15 protein-coding genes are annotated in these 17107 nt (G+C 72.7%); 13 read left to right on the plus strand and 2 right to left on the minus strand.

The features are described from left to right. Positions 1-70: 70 nt before the first annotated feature. The 13 genes from DWV08_RS04435 (at position 71) to DWV08_RS04495 (ending at position 14490) form a co-directional block, all read left to right on the plus strand. The gene (locus DWV08_RS04435) at positions 71-511 is read left to right on the plus strand and encodes an FMN-dependent NADH-azoreductase (protein WP_277601789.1); all 441 of its coding nucleotides are present in this window, start codon (positions 71-73) and stop codon (positions 509-511) included. Between the two features lie 107 nt (positions 512-618). Continuing rightward, positions 619-2619, plus strand: coding sequence for a threonine--tRNA ligase (gene thrS, locus DWV08_RS04440; protein ID WP_115412681.1), 2001 nt, complete (start codon positions 619-621; stop codon positions 2617-2619). Further along, positions 2616-3173: an HIT family protein gene (locus tag DWV08_RS04445; protein ID WP_115412682.1), complete on the plus strand. Its 558-nt coding sequence runs from the start codon at positions 2616-2618 to the stop codon at positions 3171-3173. The genes thrS and DWV08_RS04445 overlap by 4 nt, the downstream gene beginning before the upstream one ends. 92 nt (positions 3174-3265) lie before the next feature. After that, positions 3266-4558: a PrsW family intramembrane metalloprotease gene (locus DWV08_RS04450; RefSeq protein ID WP_115412683.1), complete on the plus strand. Its 1293-nt coding sequence runs from the start codon at positions 3266-3268 to the stop codon at positions 4556-4558. A gap of 139 nt (positions 4559-4697) precedes the next feature. Continuing rightward, on the plus strand, positions 4698-5456 hold the full coding sequence (locus DWV08_RS04455; RefSeq protein ID WP_115412684.1) for a YebC/PmpR family DNA-binding transcriptional regulator: 759 nt from the start codon (positions 4698-4700) through the stop codon (positions 5454-5456). An 88-nt stretch (positions 5457-5544) separates the two neighbouring features. Beyond that, positions 5545-6129 (plus strand): crossover junction endodeoxyribonuclease RuvC, encoded by a 585-nt coding sequence (ruvC, locus tag DWV08_RS04460; protein WP_162801623.1) that lies wholly within the window; start codon positions 5545-5547, stop codon positions 6127-6129. Between the two features lie 26 nt (positions 6130-6155). Continuing rightward, complete coding sequence (gene ruvA, locus DWV08_RS04465) at positions 6156-6767, plus strand: Holliday junction branch migration protein RuvA (RefSeq protein WP_115412686.1); 612 nt, start codon at positions 6156-6158, stop codon at positions 6765-6767. After that, positions 6764-7810 (plus strand): Holliday junction branch migration DNA helicase RuvB, encoded by a 1047-nt coding sequence (gene ruvB / locus DWV08_RS04470; RefSeq protein ID WP_115412687.1) that lies wholly within the window; start codon positions 6764-6766, stop codon positions 7808-7810. Before ruvA ends, ruvB begins: the two co-directional genes overlap by 4 nt. Before the next feature lie 134 nt (positions 7811-7944). Further along, positions 7945-8355, plus strand: a complete 411-nt coding sequence (gene yajC, locus DWV08_RS04475) for a preprotein translocase subunit YajC (protein WP_115412688.1) — start codon at positions 7945-7947, stop codon at positions 8353-8355. A gap of 83 nt (positions 8356-8438) precedes the next feature. Then, complete coding sequence (secD, locus tag DWV08_RS04480; protein WP_115412689.1) at positions 8439-10358, plus strand: protein translocase subunit SecD; 1920 nt, start codon at positions 8439-8441, stop codon at positions 10356-10358. Then, the gene (gene secF, locus DWV08_RS04485) at positions 10355-11425 is read left to right on the plus strand and encodes a protein translocase subunit SecF (protein ID WP_115412690.1); all 1071 of its coding nucleotides are present in this window, start codon (positions 10355-10357) and stop codon (positions 11423-11425) included. The genes secD and secF overlap by 4 nt, the downstream gene beginning before the upstream one ends. Continuing rightward, positions 11422-11970 (plus strand): adenine phosphoribosyltransferase, encoded by a 549-nt coding sequence (locus DWV08_RS04490; RefSeq protein ID WP_115412691.1) that lies wholly within the window; start codon positions 11422-11424, stop codon positions 11968-11970. The genes secF and DWV08_RS04490 overlap by 4 nt, the downstream gene beginning before the upstream one ends. A gap of 93 nt (positions 11971-12063) precedes the next feature. Further along, positions 12064-14490: a RelA/SpoT family protein gene (locus tag DWV08_RS04495; RefSeq protein WP_115412692.1), complete on the plus strand. Its 2427-nt coding sequence runs from the start codon at positions 12064-12066 to the stop codon at positions 14488-14490. Here the strand turns inward: DWV08_RS04495 and DWV08_RS04500 are convergent. Together DWV08_RS04500 and DWV08_RS04505 are read right to left on the minus strand one after the other, a co-directional pair. Continuing rightward, positions 14430-15191 carry a hypothetical protein gene (locus DWV08_RS04500; RefSeq protein WP_115412693.1) on the minus strand — a complete coding sequence of 254 codons (762 nt, stop codon included), beginning with the start codon at positions 15189-15191 and terminating at the stop codon, positions 14430-14432. The two genes, DWV08_RS04495 and DWV08_RS04500, sit on opposite strands and share 61 nt — an antisense overlap. Positions 15192-15306: 115 nt before the next feature. Further along, complete coding sequence (locus tag DWV08_RS04505; protein WP_241237396.1) at positions 15307-16983, minus strand: DUF349 domain-containing protein; 1677 nt, start codon at positions 16981-16983, stop codon at positions 15307-15309. Between the last annotated feature and the right edge of the window lie 124 nt (positions 16984-17107).

The following is a 17107-nucleotide window of genomic DNA, read 5'->3' on the forward strand; positions in this document are numbered from 1 at the left end:
GACATGCGCACAGGGTCGATCGCGCGGCGGACGGCGCCATAGATGTCGCTGTGACCGGGCAGGGTCCCGGATGCCGATCACCTGGATCGAACCCAGTATCGCCCACCCCGGTGCCCAGCAGAACAAGCTGGCACTGTTCGACCAGTACACCAAGCAGTTCCAGAGCGCGGACCTGGTGGTGATCGCGAACCCGCTGTGGAACCTCTCGGTGCCCACGCGGCTGAAGGCCTGGATCGACACCATCTGCCGTGCCGGCGTGACCTTCCGGTACACGGCCGAGGGTGAGGCGGAGGGCCTGGTCACGGACAAGACCGTGGTGCATCTGCAGGCCAGCGGCGGGCACTTCGGCCAGCAGGATCCCGCGAGCCTGTACATCGCCGGGATGTTCCAGTTCCTGGGCTGCACCACCCACACCCTCGCCGCCGAGGGCATGGACCACGAGCCCGATCGTGCCGGGGAGATCATGGAGGAGGCGCTCCGTCGGGTCCGCGAGCTCGCGCGCTCCCTCTGAGCCGCCGCCGTCGAGGGGCCGGTCCGGCGCGGGCGCGCCGGCCGGTACGATCGACGACGGATCCGGCATCGTCGGCCGGCTCACCCCGAGAACCAAGGAGCACCCCCGTGGCCCAGATCGCCATCACCCTCGACGGATCACCCCAGCAGATCGAGGAGGGGACCACGGGCACCGCCCTCTTCGAGGGCACCGTCTCGATCATCGCGCTGCGCCTCGACGGCGAGCTGCGCGACCTCGACACCGCCCCCGCCGCCGGCCAGGACGTCGAGGGCGTGGACATCTCGAGCCCCGACGGGCTCGCGATCCTGCGCCACAGCACCGCCCACGTGCTCGCCCAGGCGGTGCAGAAGATCAACCCCGAGGCGAAGCTCGGCATCGGCCCGCCCGTCACCGACGGCTTCTACTACGACTTCGACGTCGTCGAGCCCTTCACCCCCGAGTCCCTCAAGGCGCTCGAGAAGGAGATGACCCGGATCGTCAAGTCCGGGCAGCGGTTCGTGCGCCGCGAGATCACCGACGACGCCGCCCGCGCGGAGGAGGCCGCCGAGCCCTACAAGCTCGAGCTCATCGGCCTGAAGTCCACCGCCGACGACGCCGCCGAGGGCGCCAGCGTCGAAGTGGGCGAGGGCGGCCTGACCATGTACGACAACGTGGACAAGAAGGGCAGCACGGTCTGGACCGATCTGTGCCGCGGCCCCCACCTGCCCAGCACGAAGCTCATCGGCAACGGCTTCGCCCTCACCCGCTCCGCCGCCGCCTACTGGCGCGGCAGCGAGAAGAACCCGATGCTGCAGCGCGTGTACGGCACCGCCTGGCCCACCAAGGAGGAGCTGCGCGCCTACCAGGAGCGCGTGGCCGAGGCCGAGCGGCGCGACCACCGCCGCCTGGGCAGCGAGCTGGACCTGTTCTCCTTCCCGGACGAGATCGGCTCCGGGCTGCCCGTGTTCCACCCCAAGGGCGCCATGATCAAGATGGAGATGGAGGACTACTCGCGCCGCCGCCACGTGGCGGCCGGCTACTCCTTCGTCTCCACTCCGCACATCACGAAGAAGAACCTCTTCGAGACCTCCAAGCACCTCGAGTGGTACGCGGACGGCATGTACCCCGCCATGCACATGGACGAGGAGGTGGACGCGGACGGCCACGTCACCAAGCAGGGCCAGGACTACTACCTCAAGCCCATGAACTGCCCGATGCACAACCTCGTCTACAGCTCCCGGGGCCGCTCCTACCGCGAGCTGCCGCTGCGGCTGTTCGAGTTCGGCAGCGTGTACCGCTACGAGAAGTCCGGCGTGGTGCACGGGCTCACCCGTGCCCGCGGCTTCACCCAGGACGACGCCCACATCTACACCACCCGCGAGCAGATGAAGGAGGAGCTCGGCTCGCTGCTGGGCTTCGTGCTGGACCTGCTGCGCGACTACGGGCTGGACGACTTCTACCTGGAGCTCTCCACCCGCGACCCCGAGAAGTCGGTGGGCGACGACGCCACCTGGGAGGAGGCCACCGCCACCCTCGAGGAGGTCGCCACCGCCTCCGGCCTTGAGCTGGTGCCGGATCCGGGCGGCGCCGCCTTCTACGGGCCGAAGATCTCCGTCCAGGCGAAGGACGCGATCGGCCGCACCTGGCAGCTGTCCACCATCCAGCTGGACTTCTTCGAGCCCGAGCTGTTCGAGCTGGAGTACACCGCTCCCGACGGCTCCCGGCAGCGTCCGGTGATGATCCACCGCGCCCTGTTCGGCTCTATCGAGCGCTTCTTCGGCGTGCTGCTGGAGCACTACGCCGGTGCGTTCCCGGTGTGGCTGGCCCCGGTGCAGGTGGTGGGCGTCCCGGTCGCCGCCGAGTACGTGCCCTACCTCGAGGAGGTCGCCCAGAAGCTGCGCGCGCACGGCGTGCGGGTGGAGGTCGACTCCTCGGACGACCGCATGCAGAAGAAGATCCGCACGCACACCAAGGAGAAGGTGCCCTACCTCCTCATCGCCGGCGGCGAGGACCAGGAGAAGGGGGCGGTCTCCTTCCGGATGCGCGACGGCAGCCAGGACAACGGCATCGACGTGGACACCGCGGTGGAGCGGATCGTCACCGCGATCCGCGACAAGGTGCAGGTGTGACCTCCCCCGAGGAGCCCGTCGTCGAGGGCGCCCGTGACTTCGCGGGCGTCCCCGACGACACCCAGCGCCTGTGGACCCCGCACCGGATGGCGTACATCGGTGGGCAGGACAAGCCCGCGGACCCGCATGACGAGGGGCAGTGCCCCTTCTGCGCGGGGCCGCGGCGCAGCGACGAGGACGCCCTGATCGTCCACCGCGGCGAGCGGGCCTACGTGATCCTGAACCTGTACCCGTACAACGCGGGGCACCTGCTGGTGTGCCCGTACCGGCACGTCTCGGACTACACGGACCTCGACCGCGACGAGGTGCTCGAGGTGGGCGAGCTGACGCGCACCGCGATGCGCGTGATCCGCGAGGTGTCCCGCCCGGCCGGGTTCAACCTGGGCATGAACCAGGGCGAAGTGGCGGGGGCGGGGATCGCCGCCCACCTGCACCAGCACGTGGTCCCGCGCTGGCAGGGGGATGCGAACTTCCTGCCGATCGTGGGGCGCACCAAGGCCGTGCCGATCCTGCTGGCGGACACGCGCCGCCTGTACGCCGACGCCTGGCCCTGAGCTAGCATGGCCGGGCCCCGCCGGGCCGCTCCGCGAGAAGCGCGCGGCCCCCGGCACGGGCCGCATCGACCGGGGGAGAGGCAGGGGACGCCGTGACGAGCACGACCGGCACCAGCGCGCCGCCGCGGCCTGCGGCGGAGTCGCCGCGCGAGGGCGGCTACGGATACGACGTGGAACGGGTGGACCCGCACGCACCGGGACGGATCGGCCCGGGCGCCGCGGGTCCCCGTCGGCGTCGACGCCCCTGGGTGCGCTGGGTCGCGTTCGGGCTCTCCTTCCTGCTGCTGGCCGCCTCCGCGGTGCTGCTGTACCTGTTCGTGATCCTGCCGCTCGGCGCGGGGACCTCGCTGGTGGCGTTCACCGCGGCGCTGGTGCCGGTCGCGATCGTGCTCGGGGCCGTGTGGTGGCTGGACCGCTACACGCCCCAGCCGCGCGCCTCGCTGCTCTACGCCTTCGCCTGGGGAGCGATCGGCTCCGTGCTGCTCACGCTGTTCTTCGGGGGATTCTTCACCGCCTGGATCTCGCCGGAGGAGAGCAGCCCGACCCTCGACACCTTCCTCGGCGCCGTGGTGCAGGCGCCGGTGATCGAGGAGGCCATGAAGTCCGCCGGGCTGCTCGGCCTGCTGATCTGGGGGAGGCGATACATCGCCGGACCGCTGGACGGCGTGGTCTACGCGGCGCTGATCGCGGGCGGCTTCGCCTTCACCGAGAACATCCTCTACTTCGGCGACTCCTTCCACCAGGCGCAAGCCGCCGGCGAGGTCGCCGTGTTCTGGCAGACGTTCTTCCTGCGCGGGCTCCTCTCGCCCTTCGCGCACGTCTCCTTCACCGCGCTGTGCGGGCTGGGCCTCGGCATCGCGGCAGAACGCCGCTCGCTGATGCTGTACGCGGGCCTGGGGATAGGCGGGCTGTCGCTGGGGATGGTGCTCCACGCGATCTGGAACGGCTCCTCCTTCCTGCTCCCCGTCGACCCCGAGGCGCCGCTGGCCGGCTTCTTCCGCTACTACGTCAGCATCCAGGTGCCGATCTTCGTGCTGCTGGTGGGGATCGTGGTGGTGCTGCGCCTGCGGGAGAAGCGGATCCTGCGCCGTCAGCTCTCCGAGTACGGTCGCGCCGGCTGGTTCGCGCCGCACGAGGTGGAGATGCTGGTGTCGATGCGCCGTCGGCGGCGCGCCGAACGGTGGGCGTCCCGCCACGGCGCCGTCGCGCGGATGGCCATGCGCCACCTGATCACGGCGGCGGTCGCGCTGGGGATGGAACGCCACAGCGTGCTGTTCGCGGCGCCGACCGCGAGGACCCGCGCCCGCGAGCGCGAGCTGCTGGAGACGATCACGGCGCAGCGGCGACTGCTCGGTGCGCTCACGGCGCCCGTCGTGCGCGGCTGAGGCGGTGCGCACCGGTCCCGTACCGCTCCCGCGCCTCCGCCCTCCCCGGTCCTCGTCGGGGGTGCGCGGCGCCTGCCCCTAGAATGGGGCGGCAGTTCGCCGCCGGCCGCCGGCCGGCGGAAGAGTCGGGAGGAGAGAGATGTCCGGGCATTCCAAGTGGGCGACCACGAAGCACAAGAAGGCCGTGATCGACGCCAAGCGGGGCAAGCTGTTCGCCAAGCTGGTGAAGAACATCGAGGTCGCCGCGCGCATGGGTGGTCCCGACCCGGCAGGGAACCCGACTCTCTACGACGCCATCCAGAAGGCGAAGAAGACCTCCGTCCCCAATGACAACATCGACCGTGCGGTCAAGCGCGGCGGCGGCCTCGACGGCGGCGGCGTGGACTACGAGACCCTCATGTACGAGGGCTACGCGCCCGGCGGCGTCGCCGTGCTGGTGGAGTGCCTCACCGACAACAAGAACCGCGCGGTCTCCGAGGTGCGCCTCGCCTTCAACCGCGGCGGCGGCAACATGGCGGACTCCGGCTCGGTCTCCTACCTCTTCGAGCGCCGGGGCGTGGTGACCGTCCCCCGGGGCGAGCTCAGCGAGGACGACCTCCTCGAGGTGGTGCTCGACGCGGGCGCCGAGGAGATCACCGACGAGGGCGAGACCTTCGAGATCCTCTCCGCGGCCACGGACGTGGTCGCCGTGCGCACCGCGCTGCAGGAGGCGGGCATCGACTACGACAGCGCGGAGGCGCAGTTCGTGCCCACGATGCGCACCCCCGTCGACCTCGAGGGCGCGCGCAAGGCGCTGAACCTCATCGAGGCGCTCGAGGACAGCGACGACGTGCAGAACGTGTACTCCAACCTCGACATCCCCGCGGACGTCGCGGCCCAGCTGGAGAGCTCCGAGTGACCGGAGCGGGCGATGCGCGCGCCTCCTCGGCCGCGCGCACCGCCCGCCCCGCGGAGGCCCCCGCACGACGACGGCGAGGAGGACGATGATGCGCGTGCTCGGCGTGGATCCCGGGCTCACCCGCTGCGGGATCGGCGTGGTCGACGCCCTCGGCGGCCGGCGGGCCCGGCTCGTGCATGCCGGCGTGCTGCGCTCGGACTCCGACGCCCCCCTGGACCAGCGCCTGCTCACCATCGCCCGGGGCCTGCGGGAGGTGCTCGAGGAGCACGGCCCCGACAGCGTGGCGGTGGAGCGGGTGTTCAGCCAGAACAACATCTCCACCGTCATGGGGACCGCGCAGGTCTCGGGCATCACGCTGCTCGAGGCCGCCGAGCGCGGGATCCCCGTGGCGATGCACACCCCCTCCGAGGTGAAGGCCGCGGTGACCGGCAGCGGCCGGGCGGACAAGAAGCAGGTCCAGACCATGCTGGTGAAGCTGCTGGGCCTGGACGCCGCCCCGCAGCCCGCGGACGCCTCGGACGCCGTCGCGATCGCGCTCACCCAGCTGTGGCGAGGGCCGGGCCCGGTGGCGCGGGACCGCACCGGCGGCGCCCGCACCAGCGCCCAGGCCGTGTGGGCGCGTGCCGAGCGCGAGGCCCGACGCGCCCGGGAGCGCTCCACCTCCCGCCAATGATCGAACACGTGTTCTAGGGTGAGGGCGTGATCGCTTCCCTGACCGGCCGCGTGGCCCGCATCGACCTCGACTCCCTCGTGCTCGAGGTGGGCGGGATCGGCTACCTCGTCCGCACCACCCCGGAGGCGCTGAGCGCCACCCGTCACGGCGCCGAGCTGACCCTCCACACCGAGCTGGTGGTGCGCGAGGACTCCATGACCCTCTACGGCTTCCCGCACCCCGAGGAGGCGGAGACCTTCCGGATCGTGCAGTCCGTCTCCGGGATCGGGCCGCGCACGGCGCTGGCCGTGCTGGCCGTGCTGGCCCCCGAGGAGCTGCACCGCGCCGTCGCCGCGCAGGATGCGACGGCGATCACCCGCACACCCGGGATCGGCCCGAAGGTGGCCAGCCGCATGCTGCTCGAGCTCGGCGGCCGGCTTCCGGCGCCCAGCATCCCCGGCGGCGAGGAGGTCGCGCAGCCCGCGCCCGCCGCACCGGGCGGCGCGGATGCCGATGTGGTCGACGCGCTGACGGGTCTCGGCTGGCCGGAGAAGGCGGCGCAGAAGGCCGTGCAGGCGGTGCGCGAGGCGGAGGGCGAGGGCCTGGACGCCGCCGAGCTGCTGCGCCGCGCGCTGCGCGGCCTGGGAGGGAACCGATGACGGACCCCGGCGACCCGTCCGTGACCAGTCCCGAGGCCGTCCCGCCGGAGCGCACCGCCGAGGCGGCGCTGCGCCCGCGCCGGCTCGACGAGTTCGTGGGCCAGCAGGTGGTGCGCGAGCAGCTCTCGCTGGTGCTCGACGCCGCGAGCGGCCGGGGACGCTCGCCGGAGCACATGCTGCTGTCCGGTCCGCCCGGGCTGGGCAAGACCACGCTCGCGATGATCATCGCCGCCGAGCTCTCGGCCGCCCTGCGGATCACCTCGGGCCCCGCCATCCAGCACGCGGGCGACCTCGCCGCGATCCTCTCCTCCCTCGACGAGGGCGAGGTGCTGTTCATCGACGAGATCCACCGGCTCGCCCGGCCCGCCGAGGAGATGCTCTACATCGCGATGGAGGACTTCCGGGTCGACGTCGTGGTGGGCAAGGGGGTGGGGGCCACCTCCATCCCGCTGGAGCTGCCGCCGTTCACCGTGGTCGGCGCGACCACCCGTGCCGGTCTGCTGCCCGCGCCGCTGCGGGACCGCTTCGGCTTCATCGGCCACCTCGACTTCTACGGCACCGAGGAGCTGCACGAGGTGGTCCGTCGGTCCGCCGAGCGGCTGGAGGTCGAGCTCGAGGAGCATGCGGCGCGCGAGATCGCCTCGCGCTCGCGCGGCACGCCGCGCATCGCGAACCGTCTGCTGCGACGGGTGCGGGACTGGGCCCAGGTGCGCGGCAGCGGGCGGCTGGACCTCGAGGCGGCGCGGGAGGCGCTGCAGGTCTACGAGGTCGACGCGCGGGGCCTGGACCGGCTGGACCGCGCCGTGCTCTCCGCCCTCTGCGGGCGCTTCGCGGGCGGGCCCGTGGGGCTCTCCACCCTCGCGGTCGCGGTGGGGGAGGAGACGGAGACGGTGGAGACGATGGTCGAGCCCTACCTCGTGCGGGAGGGCTTCCTGCTGCGCACCCCGCGCGGCCGTGCGGCGGCGCCGGCGGCCTGGGAGCATCTGGGCCTCGAGCCGCCGGAGGGGTCGGTGGGCGCCGCACCCATGCTGGGGAGGTTCTGAGGCGGCCGCGCACCTCACGTCCCGGCTGGGAGGTGAGGCCGGACGCGGCGGGTACAGTGGGGCGGTCAGTCGTCCGCGGCGGCCTGCGCACCGTGCCTCCGCACGGTCCCGGACCGTCCGCCGAAAGGAAATCCGTGGAACTCCTCCTCCTGCTCGTGCTCGCCGTCATGTTCGTGCCGATGCTGCTGCTCTCCTCGCGCCAGAGGAAGGCGCAGAAGCAGCAGCAGGAGCTGGTGAGGCAGCTCGGCGTCGGCGACGAGGTGCGCACCCACTCCGGCTTCTTCGGCCTGATCGTCGAAGCCTACGACGACGTGGTGGTGCTCGAGTCCGAGGACGGCAGCCAGTCCAAGTGGGCCCGCCAGGCGATCGCGATGCAGGTCGAGGCCGAGGAGTCGGCGGACTCCGCGGACGCCGACGGCGCGGAGGCCCCGGAGGGCGGGGACGACGCCGACGAGGCACCTCGTGCGGACGCCTCCGGTGACCCGGTGCCCGGGGTGACCGTGGATGAGGACGCCTCCGACGAGCAGCGCCGCGACCGCTCCTGACCCGGGGAGCCGTCGCCGTGTGAGACGGCGCCCCGCGGCTCCGCCTCGGCCCACCGTCCGCCACCCTTGAGGAATCTCCCACCATGCCCGCACGTCGCATCGCCCTGACGGCACTTGCGGTGCTGATCCTGCTGCTCGGCGGCGGGATCGGCGCCGGGGTGTGGCAGGGCGGCTGGCAGCCAGCCCCGAAGCTCGCCCTCGATCTCGAGGGCGGCACCCAGATCATCCTCCAGGCCCAGTCGCGGGACGGCTCCGAGATCGACGACGCCGCGATGGAGCAGGCCCGCCAGATCATGAGCCAGCGCGTGAACGCGATGGGCGTGGCGGAGACCGAGATCACCGTGCAGGGCGGGACCAACATCGTCATCGACGTCCCCGGTCAGCTCGACCAGGAGACCTCCGAGGCGATCCGGCAGACCGCCGCGATGGCGTTCCGGCCCGTGCTGGGCGTGGTCGCGCCCGAGGGCACGGGCGAGATGCCTTCGGACGGCGGCGGCGACGGGGAGACGGAGGAGACCTCCGAGGCGCCGGCGGATCCCTCCCAGCTCCAGTTCGACTCCCTGGTGAGCGGCGACTCCGCCCTCGCCCCCACGGGGACCACGGGGGATCTCGCTCACCCGGCCTGGTCCCTGGACTGGCTCACCCCGGAGCTGCAGACGGAGCTGATGGCGGTGGACTGCGCCGACCCGGGCGCGCAGCAGGAGCGTGCCGCGGCCGCCGCGCCGGACGAGCCGGTGGTCGTCTGCGACCCCGACGGCGCCGCGAAGTACCTGCTGGGCCCCGAGGTGGTGGCGGGGTCGGCGATCTCGGGCTCCAGCGTCTCGGCGGATGTCACGCCCACCGGTCAGGCGACCGGGTACTACGTGGTGAACATGAGCTTCTCCGACGAGGGCGCCCAGGCGTTCTCGACCATGACCAGCGCCCTGTACAGCGGCGAGGGCGCCACCGGTGCGTTCGCCATCGTGCTGGACGGCCTGGTCATCTCCGCCCCGGAGGTGCAGGAGCCGTCCCCGGGCGGCGAGGCGCAGATCTCCGGGAACTTCTCCCAGGAGGACGCCTCCCAGCTCTCGGACCAGCTGCGGTTCGGCGCGCTGCCGCTCGAGTTCGAGGTCGCCTCCGAGCAGCAGATCTCCGCGACCCTCGGCGCCGACCAGCTCGAGATGGGCCTCCTGGCCGGGCTCATCGGGCTCGCCCTGGTGGTGCTGTACGCGTTCTTCCAGTACCGCCTGCTCGCCTTCGTGACCACCACCAGCCTCGCGATGATGGGGCTGCTCACCTACGGCACGCTCACCGTGCTCTCCAACATCCCGGAGATCGGCTACCGGCTCTCGCTCGCGGGCGTGGTGGGCCTGATCGTGGCGATCGCCTTCACCGCCGACTCCTTCATCGTGTACTTCGAACGGGTGCGGGACGAGGTGCGCGAGGGCCGCGGCATCGTCGCGGCGGTCGACCACGGCTGGGACCGCGCCAAGCGCACGATCCTCGCCTCCGATGCCGTGAACCTCCTGGCCGCCGTGGTGCTGTACCTCCTCTCCACCGGAGGCGTGCGCGGCTTCGCCTTCGTGCTGGGTCTCACCACCGTGCTCGACCTCCTGGTGGTGTTCCTGTTCACCCACCCGGTGCTGCAGGCCCTCGTGCGCACCCGCTTCTTCGGCAAGGGGCATCCGCTCAGCGGCCTCGACCCCGCCGCGCTCGGCCGCGACGTGCCCGCCTACGCGGGGCGGGGGCGCGTGCGCTCCGCCGCTCAGCGCGGCCGCGGGGATGTCGAGGACGTCGAGGAGACCGAACGGGAGCCGATCGCGGTGCGGCGTGCACGGATGCGCCGAGAGGCGGCCGAGCGCGAGGCGGCCCACCGGGAGGACGCCGGGGACGAGGCGGCGGAGCGCGAGGCCCCCGCCCGCGGCTCCGGCGCGCCGGGGACGGCCGGGCACCGGACGTCCCGATCCGAGGCCCACGCCACCGACGACGCCGACGACGACGGCACCGAGGAGACGAGCCGATGACCGCGACCTTCGCCCGTTTCGGCAACGACCTCCACGCCGGGCGCCGCACCGTCCCGATCGTGAGCCGGCGGCGCACCTGGTACGTGCTGAGCCTGATCGTGATCCTGCTGCTGGCCGCCGGCTCCGCCGTGCGCGGTCCGAACTTCGGCATCGAGTTCACCGGCGGCAGCGAGTTCCAGATCGCCTCGGTGGCGGACACCGAACAGGTCTCCGCCCGCGAGGTGGTCCGCGAGCACGTGCCCGGCAACGAGCCGAAGGTCACCGTGCTCGGCGGCGACACCCTGCGGGTCCAGACCGAGCAGCTGGACTCCGCCGAGACGGCCGAGCTCGCGCAGAAGCTCGCCGAGGCATACGGCGTCTCCGCGGACGCCGTCTCCACCTCGTACATCGGGCCGGTGTGGAGCACGGACATCACCCAGAAGATGCTCCGCGGCGTCGTGGTCTTCCTGGTGCTGGTCGCGGCGCTGATGACCCTGTACTTCCGCAACCTGAAGTCGTCGCTCGCGGCGATGGGCGCGCTCGTTCACGACATGCTGATCACCATCGGCGTGTACCTGGTGGTGGGCTTCGAGATCACCCCGGGCACCGTGATCGGCTTCCTCACGGTGATGGGCTACTCGCTCTACGACACCATCGTGGTCTTCGACAAGATCCGCGAGAACACCGACGGCATCGCCCGCTCCACGTCGGCCACCTTCGCCGAGGAGGTGGAGCGCGCCGCGAACCAGACCCTGGTGCGCTCGATCAACACCTCCCTCGTCGCGCTGCTGCCGGTGGGCTCGATCCTGGGCATCGGAGCGTTCCTGCTGGGAGCCGGCACGCTCAAGGACATCTCCCTGGCGCTGTTCATCGGCATCCTCGCCGGCACCTACTCCTCCGTCTTCCTGGCGCCGGGGTTCCTGGTGGATCTGCGGCGCCGCGAGGGCTGGCTCGTGGAGCAGGCCGACCGCGTGCGGCGTGCACGGCGCGGCGAGGAGCCGTGGGGCGCGGGGGAACGCGACGCCGAGGGCACGGACCCCGACGACGGCCCGCGCCGCCGGCGCACGATCCAGCGGGGGCACCGATGACCGATCCCGCCGCCGACGGGTGCCTCGACGACCTCGTGCGCACCCACATCGCACTGCACCCGGACTTCCCCAACCCCGGCGTGCTGTTCCGCGACATCACACCGCTGCTCGCGGACGCCGCGGCGCTGCGGGCCGTGATCCGCCACTGGACCACGCTGCTGCCCGAGGGGATCGAGTACGTGGTGGGGACCGAGGCGCGCGGATTCGTGCTGGGCGCCCCGCTGGCCTACGAGCTCGGGGCCGGCTTCGTCCCGGCGCGCAAGGCGGGCAAGCTGCCGGGCACCCCGGCGGGGCTCTCCTACGACCTCGAGTACGGCAGCGCCCGGATCGAGATCCCGGAGCACGCCCTGCCCGCCGGCGGGCGGACGCTGCTGGTCGACGACCTGCTGGCCACCGGGGGCACGGCCGCCGCGACCCTCGAGCTGACCCGGCGCTTCGACGTCGAGCTGCTGGGGGCGAGCTTCCTCATCGAGCTCGCCGGCCTCGGCGGCAGGGAGAAGCTGCCGGGCGTGCCTCTCACGGCGGTGTGGACGCTCGACGCCTGAGGCCCGCCGGGCCCTGCGGTGCGCCGGCGGCGGACGAGGTCCGGCACGCGGTGACCGGCGCGTAGACTGTGGCCTCCGAGCCAGGAGGTGTGCATGCCGCAGGAATCCGCATCCCCGTCCTCGAGGGCGTCCGCCGCCTCGGGGGACGAGCACACCGCGCCGCCCGGTGGCTCGAGCCCGCGCAGCCCCGCCTCGCCGCCGCGCACCCCGTCGCCGGCGCCCCGCCGGAGCCGCTCGCGCCTGGCGTTCTTCGGCTCCCGCGCCGGGGCACCGGTGGACCCGCTGCTCGCCCCGCTGCTGGAGACGATCACGGCGGTGAGCCCGAAGGAGAGCCCGGAGCTGGTGCGCCGCGCCTACGCCGTGGCGGAGCGCGCGCACCGCGGGCAGACCCGCAAGAGCGGGGACCCGTACATCACCCACCCCGTCTCGGTGGCGATGATCCTCGCGGAGCTCGGCTCGCCCGCCGAGGTGGTCGCCGCGGCGCTCCTGCACGACACGGTGGAGGACACGGACTACTCGCTGGAGAGGCTCCGCAGCGAGTTCGGCGAGGTCATCGCCGTCATGGTGGACGGCGTCACCAAGCTCGACAAGGTCACCTACGGCGAAGCCGCCCAGGCCGAGACGGTGCGCAAGATGATCGTCGCGATGAGCCGGGACGTGCGGGTGCTGCTGATCAAGCTCGCCGACAGGCTCCACAACGCGCGCACCTGGAAGTACGTGCCGGCCGCCTCCGCGGAGCGGAAGGCCAAGGAGACCCTCGAGATCTACGCGCCCCTCGCGCACCGCCTGGGCCTGAACACGATGAAGTGGGAGCTCGAGGACCGCTCCTTCCAGGTGCTGTACCCGAAGGTGTACGAGGAGATCGTCTCCCTCGTGGCCCAGCACGCCCCCGCCCGGGAGCAGTACCTCTCCACCGTCTCTTCGCAGATCAACGAGGATCTCCGCAAGGCACGGATCAAGGCCGAGGTGACCGGGCGCCCGAAGCACTACTACTCGATCTACCAGAAGATGATCGTGCGCGGCCGCGACTTCGCCGACATCTACGACCTGGTGGGCGTGCGCGTGCTCGTGGACAGCGTGCGCGATTGCTACGGCGTGCTGGGCACCCTCCATGCCCGCTGGTCGCCGGTGCAGGGGCGGTTCAAGGACTACATCGCCCTGCCCAAGTTCAATCTGTACCAGTCGCTGCACACCACCGTGATCGGCCCCACCGGCAAGCCCGTGGAGGTGCAGATCCGCACCCGGGAGATGCACCGCCGTGCCGAGTACGGCGTGGCCGCGCACTGGAAGTACAAGGCGATGGCGGGCAGCCAGGGCGGGGCGGAGCCGGCCACCGTCACGAATGACGCCGCCTGGCTCCGTCAGCTGATGGACTGGCAGAAGGAGACCACGGACTCGGGCGAGTTCCTGGACTCCCTGCGCTTCGAGATCACCGCGCAGGAGGTGTACGTCTTCACGCCGAAGGGGGACGTGCTGGCGCTGCCCCAGGGCGCCACTCCGGTGGACTTCGCGTACTCGGTGCACACCGAGGTGGGACATCGCACCATCGGCGCTCGCGTGAACGGCCGGCTGGTCTCGCTCGAGTCGACCCTGTCCACGGGGGACGTGGTGGAGGTGTTCACCTCCAAGTCGCCGGACGCCGGGCCCAGCAGGGACTGGCTGGGCTTCGTGAAGTCCCCCCGTGCGCGCAGCAAGATCCGCCACTGGTTCTCGAAGGAGCGCCGGGAGGAGGCGCTGGAGAAGGGCAAGGACGAGCTCGCCAAGGCACTGCGCCGGCAGGATCTCCCGATGCGGCGCCTGCTCACCCACGACACGCTCGCCACGGTGGCCGACGATCTGAACCTCGGCTCGGTGGACGCGCTGTACACCTCCATCGGGGAGGGACATACCGGGGCGCAGCACGTGGTCGAGAAGCTGCGCGCCTCCTTCGGCGGCTCCGACGGCGCGGAGGAGGACCTCGCGGAGATCACCCTCCCGTCGAAGGTGCGCTCCCGCCCGGGCCGGGCAGAGCGTCACACCGCGGAGACGGACCAGGGCGTGATCGTCGACGGCCACGCGGACCTCTGGGTCAAGCTCGCGAAGTGCTGCGCCCCCGTCCCGGGGGACCCGATCGTGGGCTTCATCACCCGCGGGTCCGGCATCTCCGTGCACCACGCCTCGTGCACGAACGCCCTCCAGCTGCAGGAGCAGCAGCCGGATCGGATGGTCGACGTCTCGTGGTCGGGCCGCCACAGCACCGCGTACCTCGTGCACATCAAGGTCGAGGCGCTGGACCGGCCCCGCCTGCTCACGGATCTGGCGCTGGTGATCTCGGAGCAGCAGGTGAACCTCCACTCCGCCTCGGCGCAGTCGAACTCGGACCGGCTGGCCACCACGTTCTTCTCCTTCGAGCTCGCCGATCCCTCCCATCTGCAGGCGGTCCTGGCCCAGGTGCGGCGCATCGAGGGCGTCTACGACGTCTACCGGGTCACCGCGGACGGCAAGCCGGTGGGGGCCTCGGCCCCGCTCACCGCGAGCTGAGCCGACCCCGGCGCCCGCGGGCGCAGGATCCCGCCCTGCGGGGCGCGGCCGCGCAGGAAGTCCCGCCGGGGCGCGCTGCGCTCGAGGTACTCCTCCCAGCGTCCCCGCACCGCGCGGATCCCGGGATGGCGGTCCATGCGCCGCAGCGCCCGATCCACCGCGCCGCGCTCCAGGTGGCCGCTGCGCTCCAGCCCCCTCAGGAGCGGCGCGGCCGCCGGAACGGGGCAGTAGCGCAGCAGGTCGATCGCGGTGCGCTCCGGCACCGTCATCGGGGCGCCGCCCACGGTCTCCACCTCGTCGGGGCGGAGCATGCCGTGGCGGAGCGACACCCCCGCCATCGCGCTGCGATGAGTGGCCGAGAGCAGCTCGGGGACAGTCGGCGGCACGCCGCCCAGCAGCACCCAGGCGGCCGAGGGGCCGGCGATCACGTGATGGGGCAGGAGCCGCGCCCCCATCGCGCACCCCAGGGCGAGCGCCCGGGGGATCGCACCGTGCAGCACGTCGGGCGGGACGTAGCGTCCGGGCAGGAGGCGCGCCAGGAGGCCCTCGGCGACGAGCACCCGCGTGGACGGGGTGTCCTCCCACTCCTGGAGGGCGTCGCCGATCGGCACGGCCAGCTCCGCGGCGTGGGAGGACCAGGCGGCGCACAGCCCGAGAGGTGGGGCGGGCGCCTCGGCGGCGGGAGCGGGTGAGCGTGCCATGTCTCGAGGGTGCGGGGAGGAGGGCCCGACGGCAACGCCCCCGCCTGTCCTGTGGACAGACGGGGGCGGGGGAGGGACGGTGGGGCCGCGGCGCGGGGCCCGCCGGGGCGGGGCCTCAGCCCAGGTCGCGCGCCGAGCGCTCGATGACGGCGAGCCACTCCTTGCGGGCTTCCAGGGCGGCCTCGGCCTCGGCGATCTTCGCGGGGTCCCCACCGGCGACCGCCTCGTCCAGCGCCTCCTGATAGCTCGCGATCGCGGAGTGCAGCTGCGAGGACGCTCCTTCGACCCGGGCGCGGGTGCGCGGGTCGGTGCGCCGCCACTCGTCCTGCTCCGCGTTCTTCACCGCGCGCTCCACGGCGCGCAGGCGGTCGTCGATCCGGCGCATGTCCCCGCGCGGCACCTTGCCGGCCTCCTCCCAGCGGTCCTGCACCGAGCGCAGCGCCTTCTTCGCGCGCTCCAGGTCCGTGCCGGGGTCGATCGACTCCGCCTCGCCGAGCAGGGCCTCCTTCACGGCGAGGTTCTCGCGCTGCTCGGCCTCGGTCTCGTGGAGATCGGCGTTGCGCGCCTGGAAGAAGGTGTCCTGGGCGGCCTTGAACCGCTTCCACTGGGCGTCGTCCTTCTTCCGGCTGCCGCGCGGGGCGCTGCGCCACTCGTCCATCAGCGCCTTGTACGCCCGCACGGTGGGGCCCCAGTCGGTGGAGTCCTGCATCGCCTCGGCCCGTGCGATCAGCTCCTCCTTCGCCTGCGCGGCCTCGGCGTGCTTGGCGTCGAGCTGGGAGAAGAACTGCTTGCGCATCCGATCGAACGTCGCGCGGGCCGCGGAGAGCCGCTTCCACAGGGCGTCCTCGGTGGGACGGTCGAGGGAGACGTCCTCCTGCTGCATCTGCTTCCAGGTGGGGACCATCTGGCGCATGGTCTCCCCGGCGTTCTTCCAGGAGATCTGCTCGGGATCGGTCGCGACCAGGGCCTCGATCGACTCGACGAACTCGGTGCGACGCCGCGTGGCCTCCTCGCGCCCCTTGGCGCGCTCCGCCTCGAGGGCCCGGATCTTCTCCTTGGCCTGCTCCCGCAGCTCGTTCGCCCGTGCACGCAGCGCGGGGATGTCGCCCACCACCTGCGGCTCCTTCATGTTCTTGCGCAGGTTCTCCAGCAGCCGGTTGAGCTCGTTCTGGGTGTGCTCGGGCGCGTTGAGCGTGGTCTGCGTGAGATCGAGGAAGGCCACCAGATCCAGGTAGCCGCGCGCGAACGGCTCCAGCGCCGCGGCGTGGTCGGTCTCCTGCGTCTGCCCGATGGCGCGCACCTGGGTGCCGTCCTGGACGGTGACCGTGCCGTCCTCCGCGACCGCGCCGAACGCCGTCGCCGCGGCGACCTGCTCCGGGTCGTACTCCGTGACGGGAGGAGCCACCGGCAGCAGGGCCGCGCTGGGCTTCTTCGCCGCGAGGGCGGCGGGGGAGGGAGCGCCGGGGCGGGGTCCCGGGGCCGCGGGGCGCGGGCTCCCGGGCCGCGGTCCCGGTGCGGCGGGAGCGCCCTCCGGGCCGCCGGACTCCGCCGGAGCGGACTCGGCCTGCGGGGCAGGTCCGGACTCTGCGGCGTGCTCGGCCTCGGCGGGCTCGGGCTCCGCGGCGGGAGCGCCGTCGGGCTGTGCGGCGGCGTCGGCCGCGGGGTCGCCGGCGGGTGCGCCGTCGGGCGCCTCGTCCCGCGCCGGGGCCTGGGGAGCGTCCTGGGCGGGTGCGGCCTCGGGGGCCTTCTCGGCGGGGGTCGACGCGGTGACGGGGGACTCGGACTCGCTCACGATTGAGCTCCTTCGACGGGATCCGCTGCAGGGCGGGACACTGCCGCCGATGTCGGCGGGCGGGCGGGTACGGCGCCGCTCCCGGCGTCGGGGCGGCTCATCTCACGGAACTCTACAGCCCCGG

This window comes from Brachybacterium saurashtrense (assembly GCF_003355475.1).
GTDB classification, from domain to species: domain Bacteria; phylum Actinomycetota; class Actinomycetes; order Actinomycetales; family Dermabacteraceae; genus Brachybacterium; species Brachybacterium saurashtrense.

What these genes read in the sequence shown, in the direction of transcription:
- DWV08_RS04435 (WP_277601789.1), top strand. Translation starts at nt 71, where the DNA reads ATGCCGATCACCTGGATCGAACCCAGTATCGCCCACCCCGGTGCCCAG.
- DWV08_RS04455 (WP_115412684.1), top strand. Translation starts at nt 4,698, where the DNA reads ATGTCCGGGCATTCCAAGTGGGCGACCACGAAGCACAAGAAGGCCGTG.
- ruvC (WP_162801623.1), top strand. Translation starts at nt 5,545, where the DNA reads ATGCGCGTGCTCGGCGTGGATCCCGGGCTCACCCGCTGCGGGATCGGC.
- ruvB (WP_115412687.1), top strand. Translation starts at nt 6,764, where the DNA reads ATGACGGACCCCGGCGACCCGTCCGTGACCAGTCCCGAGGCCGTCCCG.
- secD (WP_115412689.1), top strand. Translation starts at nt 8,439, where the DNA reads ATGCCCGCACGTCGCATCGCCCTGACGGCACTTGCGGTGCTGATCCTG.
- secF (WP_115412690.1), top strand. Translation starts at nt 10,355, where the DNA reads ATGACCGCGACCTTCGCCCGTTTCGGCAACGACCTCCACGCCGGGCGC.
- DWV08_RS04490 (WP_115412691.1), top strand. Translation starts at nt 11,422, where the DNA reads ATGACCGATCCCGCCGCCGACGGGTGCCTCGACGACCTCGTGCGCACC.
- DWV08_RS04495 (WP_115412692.1), top strand. Translation starts at nt 12,064, where the DNA reads ATGCCGCAGGAATCCGCATCCCCGTCCTCGAGGGCGTCCGCCGCCTCG.
- DWV08_RS04500 (WP_115412693.1), bottom strand. Translation starts at nt 15,191, where the DNA reads ATGGCACGCTCACCCGCTCCCGCCGCCGAGGCGCCCGCCCCACCTCTC.